The 16,549-nt window shown below is 68.1% G+C and carries 12 protein-coding genes; 8 read left to right on the top strand and 4 right to left on the bottom strand.

Features of this window, described 5'->3' with window-relative positions; genetic code table 11:
* Positions 1-3 precede the first annotated feature (3 nt).
* The 5 genes from CTB96_RS14540 (at position 4) to CTB96_RS14520 (ending at position 3,547) form a co-directional block, all read left to right on the top strand.
* Positions 4-984, top strand: coding sequence for a phosphatidate cytidylyltransferase (locus CTB96_RS14540; RefSeq protein WP_110127558.1), 981 nt, complete (start codon positions 4-6; stop codon positions 982-984).
* 46 nt (positions 985-1,030) lie between these two features.
* On the top strand, positions 1,031-1,579 hold the full coding sequence (locus tag CTB96_RS14535; RefSeq protein WP_110127557.1) for a DivIVA domain-containing protein: 549 nt from the start codon (positions 1,031-1,033) through the stop codon (positions 1,577-1,579).
* 105 nt (positions 1,580-1,684) lie between these two features.
* Positions 1,685-2,380, top strand: coding sequence for an aggregation-promoting factor C-terminal-like domain-containing protein (locus tag CTB96_RS20830; protein ID WP_248283386.1), 696 nt, complete (start codon positions 1,685-1,687; stop codon positions 2,378-2,380).
* Positions 2,381-2,461: 81 nt separating this feature from the next.
* Complete coding sequence (locus CTB96_RS14525; RefSeq protein ID WP_110127556.1) at positions 2,462-2,761, top strand: hypothetical protein; 300 nt, start codon at positions 2,462-2,464, stop codon at positions 2,759-2,761.
* Between the two features lie 57 nt (positions 2,762-2,818).
* The gene (locus tag CTB96_RS14520) at positions 2,819-3,547 is read left to right on the top strand and encodes an alpha/beta hydrolase (protein ID WP_181397269.1); all 729 of its coding nucleotides are present in this window, start codon (positions 2,819-2,821) and stop codon (positions 3,545-3,547) included.
* A 64-nt stretch (positions 3,548-3,611) separates the two neighbouring features.
* Here CTB96_RS14520 and CTB96_RS14515 read toward each other — a convergent pair whose 3' ends face one another.
* Together CTB96_RS14515 and CTB96_RS14510 are read right to left on the bottom strand one after the other, a co-directional pair.
* Positions 3,612-4,661, bottom strand: a complete 1,050-nt coding sequence (locus CTB96_RS14515; RefSeq protein WP_110127554.1) for an AI-2E family transporter — start codon at positions 4,659-4,661, stop codon at positions 3,612-3,614.
* Positions 4,662-4,727: 66 nt separating this feature from the next.
* Entirely contained in the window at positions 4,728-6,341 is a 1,614-nt protein-coding gene (locus CTB96_RS14510) for a coiled-coil domain-containing protein (protein ID WP_110127553.1), read from the bottom strand.
* A 268-nt stretch (positions 6,342-6,609) separates the two neighbouring features.
* Here CTB96_RS14510 and CTB96_RS14505 point away from each other — a divergent pair, with 268 nt between their 5' ends.
* Positions 6,610-8,433: a DUF8094 domain-containing protein gene (locus CTB96_RS14505; protein ID WP_110127552.1), complete on the top strand. Its 1,824-nt coding sequence runs from the start codon at positions 6,610-6,612 to the stop codon at positions 8,431-8,433.
* Positions 8,430-9,392 (top strand): tetratricopeptide repeat protein, encoded by a 963-nt coding sequence (locus CTB96_RS14500; RefSeq protein WP_110127551.1) that lies wholly within the window; start codon positions 8,430-8,432, stop codon positions 9,390-9,392. Before CTB96_RS14505 ends, CTB96_RS14500 begins: the two co-directional genes overlap by 4 nt.
* A gap of 92 nt (positions 9,393-9,484) precedes the next feature.
* Here the strand turns inward: CTB96_RS14500 and glgB are convergent, their stop codons facing one another.
* Both glgB and CTB96_RS14490 read right to left on the bottom strand, forming a co-directional pair.
* On the bottom strand, positions 9,485-11,701 hold the full coding sequence (glgB, locus tag CTB96_RS14495; protein ID WP_110127550.1) for a 1,4-alpha-glucan branching protein GlgB: 2,217 nt from the start codon (positions 11,699-11,701) through the stop codon (positions 9,485-9,487).
* Positions 11,698-13,701, bottom strand: coding sequence for a maltotransferase domain-containing protein (locus tag CTB96_RS14490; protein ID WP_282433153.1), 2,004 nt, complete (start codon positions 13,699-13,701; stop codon positions 11,698-11,700). The genes glgB and CTB96_RS14490 overlap by 4 nt, the downstream gene beginning before the upstream one ends.
* Positions 13,702-13,872: 171 nt before the next feature.
* On the opposite strand from CTB96_RS14490, the gene glgP reads away from it, so the two are divergent.
* Positions 13,873-16,461 carry an alpha-glucan family phosphorylase gene (gene glgP / locus CTB96_RS14485; protein ID WP_110128504.1) on the top strand — a complete coding sequence of 863 codons (2,589 nt, stop codon included), beginning with the start codon at positions 13,873-13,875 and terminating at the stop codon, positions 16,459-16,461.
* Positions 16,462-16,549 lie beyond the last annotated feature (88 nt).

The raw sequence follows: 16,549 nt of genomic DNA, 5'->3' as shown, positions 1-16,549 counted from the left end.
GCCATGACAGAAGATCCAGGGCCAACGAAACCGACCCGGCGGGGCCGCGGCACCACACGTGCCGAGTTCCGGGCACAGGTGCAATCGACGAAAGCCGACATCGAGCGCCAGGTTCAAGCGACCCGGGCGCAGATCGATGCCACCAATGAGCGGATCGAGGCCCGCACGGGACGCAACCTCATCCTGGCGACCCTGATCGGGCTTGTGCTCGGTGGATCGATGCTGGTGAGCCTGATCTTCATCAAAGAACTGTTCATGATCGTCGCGTTCGTGATCGTGGGGTTCACCTCCTTCGAGCTGGCCCAGGCGCTCCGGCATGGTGGGCGCAACGTTCCGCGAATCCCGGTGCTGCTGTCCGCGGTGGCCGTTGTGCCCGCGGCGTTCTACTGGGACGCCGGCGGGCAGTGGCTCGCGACGCTCGGCGGCATCGCGTTCATCGCGCTCTGGCGGGTGGGCATGCTGGTGCTCCCTGCGCACCGTGCCCCGGCTAGGTTCGTCCTGGCCGATATCGGGGGCGGCTTCCTGATCCAGGTCTACGTCGTTTTCCTCGCCAGCTTCGCCGTGCTCCTGGTGACGCAAGACGGCGGCCAGTGGTGGGCTCTCGCCTTCCTGCTCCTGGTCATCTCGGCCGACACGGCGGCCTACGCCGCCGGGTTGTCGTTCGGCAAGCACAAGATGGTGCCCACCATCAGCCCGAAGAAGACCTGGGAAGGATTCGCGGGTGCCGCGCTTGCCTGCATCGCCATCGGCATCCTGCTCGCCGTGTTCATGCTCGGGCAGCCCTGGTGGTTCGGTCCGATCTTCGGCGTTGTCATTCTCATCACCGCCACCTTCGGTGACCTCGCGGAATCCCTGATCAAGCGAGACCTGGGCATCAAGGACATGAGCTCCTGGCTTCCCGGCCACGGCGGGTTCCTCGACCGGCTCGACTCGATTCTGCCGTCCGCTGCCGCCGCCTACGCGTTGTACCTGATCTTTGCCTGACGCCGGCGCTTTCGACAGCCGGGCCGTCGTGGGGCAGAATGAGGCGGTGAGCACTACTTTTCCGCGAACCAGCAAGAAGACGCTCGGCTATAACCTCAAGCAGGTCGAGGAGTTCCTCGAGTCGACCCGTCGGGCCTACGACGACACCGACGACGAGGACGCCCTGACAGCGGCCGACATCCGCCACACGGCCTTTGCGATGCAGAAGGGCGGGTACTCCCCGGAGCACGTGGATGCCGCCCTCGAACGCCTCGAGGACGCCTTCGCCGCCAGGGAGCGGGAACGCTTCACCAGCGCGGCCGGCCAGCAAGCCTGGCTCGACGAGGCCCGCCAGACCGCCCAGGTGCTCATCAATCGGCTCGGCCGCCCGGCCGGGCAGCGGTTCGCCCGCACCAGTTACTTCAGCACCGGCTACAACCGGGCGGATGTCGACCGGCTCTCAGCCAAGCTCGTGAACTACTTCCAGGACGGGAACCCGGTCACCGTCGACGAGGTGCGCACCGCTGTCTTCCGCCCCCAGCGCGCCGGCTACCGCGAAGCCCAGGTCGACCTGGTGCTCGACGGCGTTGTCGACGTGATGCTCGCCGTTCGGTGACGGATCGCGTGTCGTTACCTGGTTGTTACCCGCCGAGTGGGCTAGGGTCGAAGAATCGTGGGTAGACATCTGAGTATCTCCGCGCCTGATTCGGGCGCATCGTCGGTGAGCGCACCGGCCTCCAGCCCGATTCGCGCACCGTTCATTCCGAACGTGCTGCCCGCCCCGGTCCGCCGGCCGCAGCGCAGCATGCACCGGCCGGCGTCGCGCAGCCATGTCGCGCTGTCGATGTTCGCGTTCACCGCCGCTGCCGCGTTCGTTCTCGTCACCGTCGTCGACCCGTACTCCGGCGCCACGGCGTCTCCCTATTTCCAGGTGCCCGGCGCCGCGTCCGACCGGTATCAGGGGCAAGAGGCCCAGTCGCTGCTCGTTGCCGGCGCTGTGGCCAACTCGGTGATCGTCGACGGGTACACCGTGCACGAACCCGAGCCGGAACCAGAACCCGTCGTGATCGCACCCGCATCGTCGGGTTCCTCCGCCGCGGCCGCCGCGACGCCGGATCCCGGGTCAGCCCAGGCCTACGCCTACGGCGCCGTCGCTTCCCGCGGCTGGGGCGAGGACCAGTACAACTGCCTCGTCTCGCTCTGGAACAAGGAATCCGGTTGGCGGGTCAACGCAGCCAACCCCAGTGGCGCCTACGGCATCCCGCAGGCCCTGCCCGGGTCGAAGATGTCCTCGGCCGGCTCCGACTGGGAGACCAGCGCCGCCACCCAGATCGAGTGGGGCCTGGGCTACATCAGTGGGCGCTACGGCACCCCGTGCGGCGCCTGGGGCCACTCCGTCGACGTCGGTTGGTACTAGCCCGCCGCTGTCCGTGAGCGGGCTGCGTGCGACCCGGACGGTCCTCGGCGGCCTCGCGGAGGCGCGGGCTAGACTTGCACCATGCCGCGCAGCAATCGCCCCAAGGGCCGCAAACCCGGCCCAGGGGACGATGACGAGGACGGCCTCTCTCGCATGATGGCCGGCTGGCGACGCACCGAGACGAAGCGTGACGGTGAGTGGCATGTGCAGCCGATCAGCGCCGCCCAGGCCGGGAAAACCTACCTTTGCCCAGGCTGCCGGCTGGAGATCAAACCCGGCGTCGCGCACATGGTCACCTGGCGCGGCGACGGCGTCACCGGAGACGCCGCCGACCTGGCGGCTCGCCGGCACTGGCACGCGCACTGCTGGAGAATCAAGTAGTCCCACCCCTGCACCGCCCGGCACCGGGAACGTGCGAACCCGACGAGGAGAATGCCCATGGCCGGAACTGTCGAGATCCGCGGCGGCATCGAACTGCCCGCCCTGCGCGAACACATCGAACTGCACACCGACGACGGACTGACCCTGGTCGGTGAACTCGCCACCCCGCTGGACCGGCCACCGGTGGCGACCCTGGTCACGCTGCATCCGCTGCCCACCAGCGGTGGCTTCATGGACTCGCACGTTCTGCGCAAGGCCGCCGGCCGCCTGCCCGCCCTGGCCGACCTGGCGGTGCTGCGTTTCAACACCCGCGGCACCAGCTCACCGCGCGGCACGAGCGAGGGCAGCTTCGGGCACGGCAACAGCGAGGGCGCCGACGTGGCCGCTGCGATGGCCTTCGTGGCCGAGCGCGGACTGCCCAACCCGTGGCTGGTCGGATGGTCGTTCGGCACCGAGCTGGCTCTCAAGTACGGCCTGAAGCACCCGGTGCGCGGAGCCATCCTGCTCTCGCCTCCGCTGCACCGGGCCACGGACGCCGAGGTCGCGGCCTGGGCAGGTAACGAGCGCAAACTCGTCGTGCTCGTGCCGGAACATGACGAATTCCTGCGCCCCACCGAAGCCCGCGCCAGGTTCGCCAGCGTGCCCGAGGCCACCTTCATTCCGGTCGACGGCGCCAAGCACCTGTGGGTGGGGGAGAACCAGACCCGTCGGGTGCTCAACGAGATCGTGGCCGTGGTCAACCCCGCCGCGGCGCCGTTGCCCGAGGAATGGGCCGGCGAGCTCTAGGAGCCGCGCTGCGGCCCCGCCAGGGGCAACCCGAACTGGGTGCCGACCGGGCGGGAACGAGCCGTCACAGCTCATTCTGGCGGGGAATGACGACCTGCTTGATGATCATGATCACCGATGCGGCCACAGGGATGGCGATCAGGGCGCCCAGGATGCCCAGCAGCGAACCGCCGGCGAGGGCGGCCACGACAACCACGGCGCCGGGAACGGCGACGGCCCGGTTCATGATGTTCGGGCTGAGCACATACGCCTCGATCTGCATGTAGACGAGGTAGTAGATGCCGGCCGCCAGCACGGTCAGCCAGGAGCTGCCGATGCCGGGGATCATGCAGGTGGCGACGATGATGACCGAGCCGGTGATCGTGCCGACCAGCGGGATCAGCGACAGCAGGAAGGCGAGGAAGGCGAGCACGGCCGGGAACGGTGCGCCGATGATCGACAGGAAGATGAAGCTGAACACGCCGTTGCAGGCCGCCAGCGCTCCCTGGCCGACGACGAAGCGTCCCACTGCCGTGGTGATCTGCTCGCTCAGGTCGGCGAAGCGCTCCCGCTTGGACGCCGGCACCAGCTGATAGGTGGCGCGTTTCATGCTGCCCAGTGACGCCGTGAAGTACAACGTGAGGATCAGGATGATCAGGCCGCCGAAGAGTCCGCCGACGATGGCCACCCCCGACGCCACGATGGCCCCGGTGATGGTGGTGAGGTTGCCGCCGAGGTAGTCCGTCACCGACTTGACGATGGTGGGAACGTCCAGGGCCGGGAACTGGTTCTGCACGTCATCGAGGAACGTGGAGGTGTTCACCGACCGCACCAGGGCGGGAATCCGGTCGGACAGGTTGGCAACCTGGTCGACGATGATCGGTACGATCGCGAAGATCACGCCGGTGAGCACACCGAGCACGGCGACGAGAACCGTGAGGATGGCCGCCCAGCGCGGGAACTTCTTTTTCTCCAGCCAGGACACCGCGGGGTCGAGACCGAGGGCGAGGAACAGCGCGGCACCGATGTAGGTGATGATCGTCGACAACGACACGATCGAGCTGAGAATGAGGACACCCACGCCCACGCCGAGGGTTCCGACCAGACCCAACCGAAAGGCGTTGTTGATTTTCACAGGGTCTCCACTACTCGTTCGAACTGCAGCCCGTCTGACGTGCCGTACTGACTGATTCTGGTCGGTCTAGTCCTGGTCGGAATTCACTTTCTCCGCCTGGGTCAAAACGCTCCGCAAGCTCTCGAAATAACCAGCCACCGAGTCGCGCTCAATCCTAATCTGCGCCAGGCGGTCTTCGGCGTCAGCGACGAGTTCACGCGTGCGTGTCTCCGCATCGCTGATCAGCGCGGCGGCCCGGTCCTCTGCGTCACGCACGATCCGCTCGGCCTGGTCGTCGGCCTTGGCCTTCTGGACCTTGGCCTCGGCGCGGGCGCCGGAGTCGAGCGTCTCGTTCAGGGCGCGCAGTTCGACGGTGCGGGCATTGGTGTCGGCCAGCTGGGTGGCGGAGTCGTCGAGGTACTTCTGGGTCTGGGCCACGGCCGCCTGGTGCCGGGCCAGGTGGTCCTGCTCGGCCTCGTCCCTGCGCCCCTTGAGTTCCACCTCGAGGTCGGCGCGGATCTGGTCGATCTCCCGGCGCAGCTTGGCGGCCTCGTGCTCGCCGCGCTTGCGGGTTGCGGTGAGGTGGTTGTCCAGGTCGATCCTGGCCTGCTCGCTGTCGGCGTCGAAGTCGGCCTTGATCTGCTCGAGCTCCCGGGCGAGGTCGGCCCTGGCCTGCTCGATCTCCGCGGCGAGGTCTGCCCTGGCCTTGTCGATGTCGTGGTTCATCGAGGCGCGATCCCGGTCGAGTTCGCGGTCGAGGTCGGTGTGGGCCTGTTCGCCCTCGATGGCGAGGTCGGCCCGGCCCTGTTCAATCTCCCGGGCGAGGTCGGTACGACCCTGCTCGATCTCGATCGAGAGGTCGGCCCGGGCCTGCTCGGTCTCATGGGCGAGGTCGATGCGAGCCTGTTCGGTCTCACGCGCCAGGTCGATGCGGTCCTGCTCGGTCTCCGTTGCGAGGTCGATGCGGGCCTGTTCGGTCTCCCGGGCCAGGTCGGCACGCTGCTGGTCGAGCTCATGGGCGACCTCGGCGCGGGTCAGCTCGGTTTCGCGCGTGAGGCCTGCGGCGATCTCCCTGGCCTCAGTGGCCTCACGCTGGGCGACGACACGCACCTCTGCGGCCTCCCGCTCGGCCTCTGAGCGGATGGCGGCGACCTCACGCTTGACCGTCGCGCGCAACTCCGCCGCTTCGGTGGCCACGGCGCCGCGGATCGCGGCGGCTTCCTGCAGAGCATCCTGGGTCAGCTGGTCATGAGTCTCTGCGGCCCGTGCGAGCAGGTCCTCGGCCTCGGCCTGGGCGTCCACCAGTAGACGCTCGGCCTTGACCGTGGCGTCGGAGACGGATCGTTCGGCGTGCTCGGCTGCCTGACGCTTCATGGCGTCGACTTCGGCCGAGGCCGACGCGCGCAGCTTCTCCGCGTCGATGTCGGCCTGGGCGATGACGCGGGTGGACTGTTCCTCTGCCACGCGCAGCGTGTTCTCGAGCTTGGTGCCGAGACCGGAGAAGGTGGGGCTGCCGACCTCTTCGATTTCAGCGTTGAGGTCGTCGATCCTGGCGCCGAGGCGCTTGACTTCCTTGGCGGCTTCCGTGCTGGCGGCGTTGGCCTGAATGAGGTCGCGGCGGAGTCCCTGGATGGCCTTGTCGACCTCGTCCTTGTCGTACCCCCGGAACACCTGGGTGAAGTCAGCCTCTTCGGTTGCCACGTTCTCTCCTCATAATGGGGCTCGGCGTCGAATTGGGTACGACGGAGCAGCCCGTGCAATTTTAGTGCCCTGGGGGAACCCTCCCCATCCCGTCTTCGAGGGAGGAAGTGCACGTGAGGCCAAAAAAGGCGCCGAAAAGGCGCTCGTAGGCAGCTCTCAGGAGCGTCCACTATCGTGGGACGTCCGTGTCTGTTGCTTTCCGGCCCCGACAAGCGGTGGCGTGACGTGTACTCTGCAGCAATCGGAAGGCAACACAGGAGGGTTTTACGTGCGTTTCGTCTTTGCCATTTTGGCATTCGTCCTCGCAGCGCTGATGATCGCATTCGGCATCGCGCAGCGAACAGTCTTTCTCGAGCCAGCTTCCACGAGCCTGAGCACGACCGTCGAGGACGGTTCGGCGTTCGCGGTGATCGACAGCACGGCGCTGGCGGCGTTCTCCGGTAGCCAGACTCTCACCGTCAGCGGTTCCGACAGCGTCTTCGTCGCCTACGGCCGCACCGACGACGTCAAGGCCTGGATCGGCGCGGAGGACTACGCCGATGTCGGTTTCGACAGCGATGCCAACGCCCTGACGGTCTCGACCGCCACCGGTACGGCGACCGGCACCGTGACGGAGCCCGCCGACGAGGCCGCCGAGGTGACTCCGCTGCCCACGAACCCGGCCGGTTCCGACCTCTGGCTCGAAGAGTTCTCGGCGCCGGAGTCGCTGACCACCACCATCAACGTGCCGGCGGGCATCTCGGTCCTGATCGCCTCCGACGGCACCGCTCCCGCCCCGACCGAGATCTCTGTGGCCTGGCCCACCGACAACTCGACGCCGTGGGCCGGCCCGCTGATCGTCGGCGGTGCGTTGATGGCGCTGATCGGCTTCGTGATCTACCTGCTCGGCCTGCTGCACCTGCGGCGATCCCGCCGTCCCCGGCGAAACGTTTCGCGCGGACCCCGCATGCCCCGTCTGCCCCGGGTTCCCCGCCCCAAGACCATCAAGGCCAGCGAGATCACTGGCCCGCGCCGGTCGATCGGCAAGTCGATGATCGCCGTTCCGCTGGTGCTGGTCTCCGGTCTGGTGCTCAGCGGATGCTCGCCGGAGTTCTGGCCGTCCGCGGCCCCTGAGGCCACGGGCACGGCGACCGCGACGGCGTCCCCGACCGCGGAGGGCACCGAGGAGCCCGTCGCTGACGAGGCACCGGAGCCCGCCGTGACCGTGCCGCAGCTCGAGCGCATCGTGGGCGGCATCGTGAACCTGACCGCCGAGGCGGACGCCAACCTCGACGCCGCCGCCATCGCGACCCGCTTCACCGGCCCGGCCCTCGAGCAGCGACTCGCCAACTATAAGATCCGCACCGCCGACGCCAGCTTCGCCCCCACCACGGCGTTGCCCGATGCACCGCTGACGTTGACCCTGCCGCAGCAGACCGACACCTGGCCGCGCGTGGTCACTACGGTGCTGCAGTCGGCCGACGAGGCATCCGTGCCCACCATGGCGCTCATCCTCAAGCAGGAGTCGCCGCGGGAGAACTACCTGGTCGAATACGCGATCCAGTTGGAAGCTTCCGCCAAGGTTCCCGGCGTGGCCCCGGCCACTATCGGCGCGGTGGCTATCGCTCCGGACAACAAGTTCATGTCGATGGCCCCCGAGGCGGTCGGGCCGGCATATGCCGACATCCTGCTCAACGGTGAGGCGAGCGCGTCGTACCCTCTGTTCGAGGCCGAGGGCGACACCGCCCGCACCCAGCTCGGCGTCGAAGCCAAGCAGGCGCAGAAGGACAAGCTCGAAGACACCGCGACGATGGAGTTCACCAACGCCGTCGGCAGCGGCGACGTCGTGGCCCTTGCGACGAACGACTCCGGCAGTATCGTGGCCGTGAGTGTCAACGAGATCACGACAGTGACCGCCGTGAACGGTAAGGCGACGATCGAGCCCACCTCTGGTCCGAGCCGGGCGCTGTCGGGGATCGACAAGACCTCGAAGGGCATCCAGAGCACCTACAGCGAGCAGCTCCTCTTCCATGTGCCTGCCGCTGGTTCAACCGACAAAATCGTTCTCCTTGGCTTCAGCCAGGGACTGATCTCTTCCGTGGAGCTTCCATGACCGTAGTCCCCCCAGCCGGCTCCAACCTGCGCGGCGCCGTCGACCTGTCCTCGCTCGTGAACCGACCGCCGGCGCCGGCGCCGGGTGCCGCCGCCGGAGCGCCGGCGGGCGCCCCTGCCGGTGTCGTGCCGGTGCCCGACCTGGTTCTGGAGGGCACTGACACCAACTTCGCCGAGCTCCTGGAGCTGTCGAAGTTCGTGCCGGTGATCGTGGACCTCTGGGCCACTTGGAGTGAGCCGGCAACCCAGCTCACCCCCGTGATTGAGAACCTGATCCGGGAGTACAACGGCCGGTTCGTGCTCGCCACCGTCGACATCGACACCAACCCGCAGCTGGCACAGGCCTTCCAGGCCACCTCGGTGCCCACCCTCGCCGCTGTCATCAACGGCCAGCCGGTGCAGCTGTTCGATGGCGTGCTCCCGGTCGTCCAGATCCGGGAAGTACTCGAGCGGGTGCTCGAACTCGCCGCCCAGCACGGTGTGACGGGTGTGGCGGATGCCGCGGTGACGCCGGACGGTGTTCCCGCCGAACCTGTCGAACCCGAACTGCCGCCGCACCACAAAGAGGCCTACGATGCCATCGAACGCGGCGACTACGCCGCCGCCATCGACATCTACAAGCTGGCGCTGGCCCGCGACCCGCGCGATGCCATGGCCGCGGCCGGGCTGGCCCAGGTGAGCCTGCTGGGCCGTCTGCAGGGCAAGACCATCGCCGAGGTGCGCTCGGCCGCCGCTGACGACCCGGAGAACCTCGACGCGCAGCTGCTCGTGGCCGACCTCGACCTGTCCGGCGGACACATCGAGGACGCGTTCGACCGGCTGCTCGGCTTGTTCCCGGCACAGGATGCGGCGGGCAAGAATGCGATCCGCCAGCGCATCCTCGAGCTGTTCGAGGTCGTCGGCACCGACGACCCGCGCGTGCCGCCGGCACGCAAGCGCCTCACCGCGTTGCTCTACTAACGACGCGCCCCGGTAGCTCGCGAAAGCGCCCGTGCGGTCAGCTCAGTTCTCTGAGGTGACCACACGGGCGCTTTCGCATTCCCGGAGCGCTGCTAGCGGCGCAGGCGCAGCCAGAGGGCGCCGAGCGGGGGCAGGGTGAGCGTGGCGGAGGCCGGCCGACCCGCCCACGGCTCGGCGAGGGCAATTACCTCGCCGAGGTTGCCCACGCCGGAGCCGCCGAAGTTCTCGGCATCCGTGTTGAGGATCTCCTCCCAGACGCCGGCCTGCGGCAGCCCCACCCGGTAGCCGGCGTGCGGCCGGCCGGAGAAGTTGAACAGGCAGGCCACGGGGGAGCCGCCGTTGTCGTAGCGCACGAAGGTGATCACGTTCTCTGCTGCCGCACCACCGTCGAGAAGCTCGAACCCGCCCGGCTCGTTGTCCCGGGCCCAGAGGCTCGGTGTCGCCCGGTAGACCCGGTTGAGCTGGCCGACCAGGTTGAACAGACCACGGTGGCCGGGCTGATCGAGGATCCACCAGTCCAGGCCGCGCTCTTCGCTCCACTCGGAGCGCTGGCCGAACTCCTGACCCATGAAAAGGAGCTGCTTGCCCGGGTGCGCCCACATGAAGGCCAGGTACACCCGCACGTTGGCCAACTGCTGCCAGGAGTCGCCCGGCATCTTGTTGATCAGCGAGCCCTTTCCGTGCACGACCTCGTCGTGGCTGATCGGCAGCAGGAAATTCTCGCTGAACGCGTAGACGAACGAGAACGTCATCTCGTTGTGGTGATAGCTGCGGTGCATTGGGTCTTCGCTCATGTACTCGAGCGAGTCGTGCATCCAGCCCATGTTCCACTTCAGGCCGAAGCCGAGGCCGCCGCCGGAGGTGGGCGCGGTCACACCGCCCCAATTGGTGGACTCCTCCGCGATCATGATCGTGCCCGGGTTGCGCTTGTAGGCCGTTGCGGTGATCTCCTGCAGCAGGCTGATCGCCTCCAGGTTCTCCCGTCCGCCGTACTTGTTCGGCTCCCACTCGCCGTCCTTGCGCGAGTAGTCCAGGTACAGCATCGACGCGACGGCGTCGACCCGGAGGGCGTCGATGTGGAACTCCTCGAGCCAGTAGAGCGCGTTGGCCACGAGGAAGTTGCGCACCTGCTTCTGGCCGAAGTCGAAGACGTAGGTGCCCCAGTCCATCTGCTCACCACGGCGCGGGTCCGGGTGCTCGTACAGCGCCTGGCCGTCGAACCGGGCCAGGGCGAAGTCGTCCTTGGGGAAGTGACCTGGCACCCAGTCCATGATCACGCCGATGCCGGCCTGGTGCAGCCGGTCGATCAGGTAGCGCAGGTCGTCCGGGTGCCCGAACCGGCTCGTCGGCGCGTAGTAGCCGGTGACCTGGTAGCCCCAGGAACCGCCGAACGGATGCTCGGACAGCGGCATGAACTCGACGTGCGTGTACGCGAGTTCCTCCAGATAGCCGATCAGTTCGTCGGCCAGGGCCCGGTAGCCCAGGCCGGGCCGCCAGGATCCCACGTGCATCTCGTAGACGCTCATCGCCCGGTTGTGCGGGTCGGTGGCACTGCGGGTCGCGAGCCAGTCCTGATCGCCCCAGGTGTACGCCGTCTCGCCGACGACCGACGCCGTGAGCGGCGGGATCTCGGTATAACGCGCCATCGGGTCGGCCTTCTGCACCCACTGGCCGGCCTGGGTGAGGATCTCGAACTTGTAGTTGGAGCCGGCGGCCAGGCCGGGCACGAACAGTTCCCAGACCCCGGTGCTGCCCATGTTGCGCATGGAGTGCAGCACGCCGTGCCAGCCGTTGAAGTCGCCGATCACCCGCACCGCGCGGGCGTGCGGGGCCCAGACCGCGAACGAGGTGCCGGCGGTGGACAGGACCACGCCGGGGAACTCGCGCACGTGGGCCCCGAGCACATCCCAGAGCCGTTCGTGGCGGCCCTCGCCGATGAGGTGCAGGTCGAGTTCGCCCAGCGTCGGCCGGTACCGGTAGGGGTCGTCGGCGATCCACGCCGGTCCGCCCTCGTAGTGGGCTTCGATCTGGTAGTCCTGCGGGCCGATGGTGCTCACGCCCTGCCAGATGCCGTAACCCAGGTGGGAGAGTTCGATCCGGGCGCCGGTGGACAGCACGGCGACGACCTCGTTGGCCAGCGGGCGCAGGGCCCGGATGACGGTGAGCGGGTCGGCAATGTCGGGCAGGTCGAGCAGGTGCTGGCCGAGCACTTCGTGCGGGTTGTAGTACGAACCCACCGAGACCGTCTCGAGAATGTGGGCGGAGATCTGTGGCAGTTCGTCGGCGGGTCGGCCGGTGGCGTGTTTCATTCGGCCAGTCCCTTCTGGTCCGGCGTCGTCGCCGGGGTCTTGACGCGCAGGATGTGCACGGGTTCGGTGAATGCGTCCAGACGCACGAAGTTGTCGGCAGACCAGGTCCAGACCGAGCCGGTGATGAGATCCTCCACCTCGAAGTGCGCGCCCAGGGGCAGGCCGAACCGGGTCACGTCCAGGTGCACCACGGTCTCGCGCACAGAGTGCGGGTCGACGTTGGCGACGATGATCAGCGCATCCGCTCTACCGTCGTCGGTGAACTCGGCCGCCAGGTACTTGCTGTAGACGAGGATCGAGTCGTCGTCGCTGGAGTGGATGTCGAGGTTGCGGAGCTGGCGGAGCGCCGGGTGGTCGGCGCGGATGCGGTTCAACAGCGCGAGGAACGGCGACAACGACTTGCCCAGTGCCTCGGCCTTGGCGAAGTCGCGCGGCCGGAACTCGTACTTCTCGTTGTCGATATTCTCCTCGGCGCCCGGGCGGGCGACGCTCTCGAACAGCTCGAAACCGGCGTAGAGGCCCCAGGTGGGTGCCGCCGTCGCCGCGAGCGCCGCGCGGATCTTGAACGCCGCGGGACCGCCGAACTGGAGGTACTCCGAGAGGATGTCGGGGGTGTTCACGAACAGGTTCGGCCGCAGGAAATCGGCCGTCTCGTGGGCGAGGCCCTCGAAGAACTCCTCGAGCTCCTCCTTGGTGTTGCGCCAGGTGAAGTAGGTGTACGACTGCTGGAAGCCGACCTTGGCCAGGCCCTGCAGCAGCGCGGGCCGGGTGAACGCCTCGGCGAGGAACACCACGTCGGGGAATTCGGTGTTGACCTCACCGATCAGCCACTCCCAGAAATCCAGCGGTTTGGTGTGCGGATTGTCGACGCGGAAGATGTTCACGCCCACCCCGATCCAGTAGCGCACCAGGCGCAGCACTTCGGCGCGGATGCCGTCAGGATCGTTGTCGAAATTGATCGGGTAGATGTCCTGGTACTTCTTCGGCGGGTTCTCGGCGTAGGCGATGGTGCCGTCGGGCAGGGTCGTGAACCACTCCGGGTGCTGGGTCACCCAGGGGTGGTCGGGCGAGGCCTGCAGGGCGAGGTCGATGGCCACCTCGATGCCCTCTGCTCGGGCGGCGCCGAGGAAGAAGACGAAATCGTCGATGGTGCCGAGTTCGGGGTTGATGGCGTCGTGGCCGCCATCCGCTGACCCGATCGCCCAGGGCGAGCCCGGGTCGTTCTCGCCGGCGTCGAGGGTGTTGTTCGGCCCCTTGCGGAAGGCACGGCCGATCGGGTGGATCGGCGGGAGGTAGAGCACGTCGAAGCCCATCGCGGCCACGGCGGGCAGTCGGTCGGCGGCGGTGCGGAAGGTGCCGCTCTGCCAGCGGCCGTCGCCGAGCGGCACGGCGCCCTCTGAGCGGGGGAAGAACTCGTACCAGGAGCCGACTCCGGCGCGGGTGCGCTCGACCCTGACGGTGCGGGTGGCCGAGAACGTGTCGAGGCTGGAGACGGGCCGCAGCACGGCGGCGGCGGCCAGGGCGGGGTCGCTCACGACGGCGAAGCGGGTCTCGAGCGGCAGCTTGCGGTTGGCGAGGGTCTTGCCCGCTGCGGCGAACAACCGGCGCTCAGGCACGGGGCGCCCCAGGTCCTTGGCGGCGGCGGCCAACAGGGTCGAGCCGATCAGGAAGGTGAGCTCGACGTCGATGCCGGCCGGAATCTTGATGGCCGCGTTGTGGACCCAGGTGGCGTAGTCATCGGAGTACGCGCGCACCCGGTAGGTGTAAGCACCCGGCAGGTCGAGCCGGGCGAAGGCCTCGTACCGGTCGGTGCCCGGCACGGTGAGGCGCATCGGATGCCGGCTCTCCCTGCCGTTCGGGGCGGTGAGGTGCAGCATCACGCCGATGGCATCGTGCCCCTCCCGGAATGCGGTGGCCCGGAACGGAACGACCTCGCCGGCGAACGCTTTCGCCGGCCAGAGATTGTCGTTCAGCTGGGGGGAGAGGTCGAGAACGGGGATCCGGCCGACCTGAGTCGGTGCGTCCGCGGTGCTCGGCGTTGAAGGAGCGGTTCCGGTTCGTTTTGCTGTCTTAGCCACACAATGACCGTAGCGCGAACGCGACCGGAATCGGCGGTCCACACGCGCGTGATCGTTACCCGATGGACACTCGACGCCCCTAAAGTGAGGTTCGTGAAGGCGATCCGTAAATTTACCGTCCGTGCAGTCCTGCCAGAGGCGCTGGCCGCGCTCGACGAGTTGGCCGCTAACCTGCGTTGGTCCTGGCATGAGCCCACCCGGCAACTGTTCGAACACATCGCGCCGGAGTTGTGGCGCAGCATCGGCACCGACCCGGTGGCCCTGCTCGGGGCGGTCGACCCGGCCCGACTGGTTGAGCTGGCCGAGGACCACGACTACGTGGCGGGCGTGAACCTGGTGCGCGATGACCTGAGGGACTACCTCGAGCAGCCGCGCTGGTACCAGGGCCTCGAAGGGGAGAAGCCGGAGTCGATTGCCTACTTCTCGCCGGAGTTCGGCATCGCCGCCGCACTCCCGCAATACTCCGGCGGCCTCGGGATCCTCGCCGGCGATCATCTCAAGAGCGCCTCTGACCTCGGTGTTCCCCTGGTCGGCGTTGGCTTGTTTTATAAGGCCGGATACTTCAGCCAGGCCATCTCCAGCGACGGCTGGCAGTTGGAGAGCTATCCGCTGCTGGACCCCGACGGTCTGCCGTTGTCGGTGCTGCGCCGGGCCGACGGTTCGCCGGTGCAGGTGTCGCTGGCCTTGGCGGACGACCGGACCATGCACGCCAGGGTGTGGGAGGCCAAGGTCGGCCGCATCCGACTGCTGATGCTGGACACCGACATTCCGGAGAACTCTGACGAACTCCGCCAGGTGACCGACCGGCTCTACGGCGGCGGTGGGGAACACCGCCTGCTGCAGGAGCTGTTGCTGGGCATCGGCGGGGCTCGGGCCGTGCGGCTGTGGAGCACCCTGAACGGCCGACCCGAGCCGGAGGTGTTCCACACCAACGAGGGGCACGCCGGCTTCCTCGGCCTCGAGCGCATCTCCAGCCTGATCGGTGAGGGGCTCAGCTTCGCCGAGGCACTGCAGGTGGCCAGGGCCGGCACTGTCTTCACCACCCACACGCCGGTTGCCGCGGGGATCGACCGGTTCGAGACGTCGCTCGTGCGGCACTACTTCGAGACCGACCTGTTGCCCGGCGTGGCCGTCGACGACCTGCTCGGCCTCGGCGCGGAAAGCTACCCCGGCGGGTCGCCGGATGTCTTCAACATGGCCATCATGGGGCTGCGCCTCGGCCAGCATGCCAACGGTGTGTCCAAGCTGCACGGCGAGGTCAGCCGGCGCATGTTCAGCGGGCTGTGGCCGGGCTTCGACGCCAGTGAGGTGCCGATCACCTCCATCACCAACGGGGTGCACGCTCCCACCTGGACCGACCCGTCGCTCAAGGCCCTCGCCGAGAACCGGCTGGGCACCAGCGACACCTCCAGCGCCGACTGGGCGTCATCCGCCGTGACCGACCAGGATCTCTGGGAGGTGCGCGGGGACATGCGCCGCCAGTTCGTGCTGGACGCCCGCCGCCGCATCGGTGCGGCCTGGTTGGAGCAGAACCCCGGCGGCCTGGTGCCGGCGTGGATCAACCAGGTCTTCGACCCGAATGTGCTCACCATCGGGTTCGCCCGCCGGGTGCCCACCTACAAGCGCCTCACCCTGATGCTGCACGACCCCGAGCGGTTGCGCGCCCTGCTGTTGCACCCTGAGCACCCGGTGCAGATCGTGATCGCCGGCAAGTCGCACCCCGCCGACGAGGAGGGCAAGCGGCTGATCCAGAAGATCGTGCAGTTCGCCGCGGACCCGGAGCTGCGCACCCGGATCGCGTTCCTGCCCGACTACAACATCGGCATGGCCCAGTTGATGTACCCGGGCACCGATGTGTGGCTGAACAACCCGCTCCGCCCGCTCGAGGCCTGCGGCACCTCCGGCATGAAGGCCGCTCTGAACGGCGCGCTCAACCTGTCGATCCTGGACGGCTGGTGGCCGGAGTACTTCGACGGCCAGAACGGCTGGGCGATCCCGTCGGCTGACTCGGCCCCGAACTCCGCCGAACGCGACCGGATCGAAGCCGAAGCCCTGTACGAACTGATCGAACACCAGGTGGCACCGCCGTTCTACGACCGGAACCACGACGGTGTGCCCGAACGCTGGGTGGCCAACATCCGCCATACCCTGGCCGGACTCTCACCCGAACTGAACGCCGGCCGGATGGTGCGGGAGTACGTGGAGAAGCTGTACCGCCCCGCGGGGGCCTCTGAGGCCAGGTTGTCGGCGAACAACTATCGCGCAGCCCGCGAGTTGTCCATCTGGAAGGCCAGGATCCTGGGCGCCTGGCCCGGAGTGGCCGTTGAGCATGTGGAATCCGGTGGAGTCGCGCCGGTTCCGCAGGTGGGCGACGAGCTGCGCCTGCGCGCGCATGTGCAGCTGAACGGCCTCGCACCGGAGGACGTGACGGTGCAGGTCGTGTACGGCAAGAGCCTCGGCGGTGACGACCTCGCCGACGTCAACACGCAGGCCCTCGACCCGATCAACGACGCCCTGAGCCAGGACGCCACCGAAACGCTGGCGCCAGGTGCGCCGACGTTGTTCACCGGCACGGTCGAGCTCGACCGCGCCGGCGGCTTCGGCTACACGGTGCGGGTGGTGCCGCGGAACGACCTGCTGAACAGCCCGGCCGAGATGGGGCTGGTGGCCGTCGCCAGCTGAGCGCCGCCGACACCGCCCACCGCGCCTTCCGTGGCCGATCGCGCCTGCTACAGCGGGTGCGACCGGCCACCGGAGGGGCGGTGACGCA

This window comes from Cryobacterium arcticum (assembly GCF_003185895.1).
Lineage (GTDB): Bacteria > Actinomycetota > Actinomycetes > Actinomycetales > Microbacteriaceae > Cryobacterium > Cryobacterium arcticum.
Note: the sequence above shows the minus strand (reverse complement) of the source record. Positions and strands in the feature narration are given on the sequence as shown.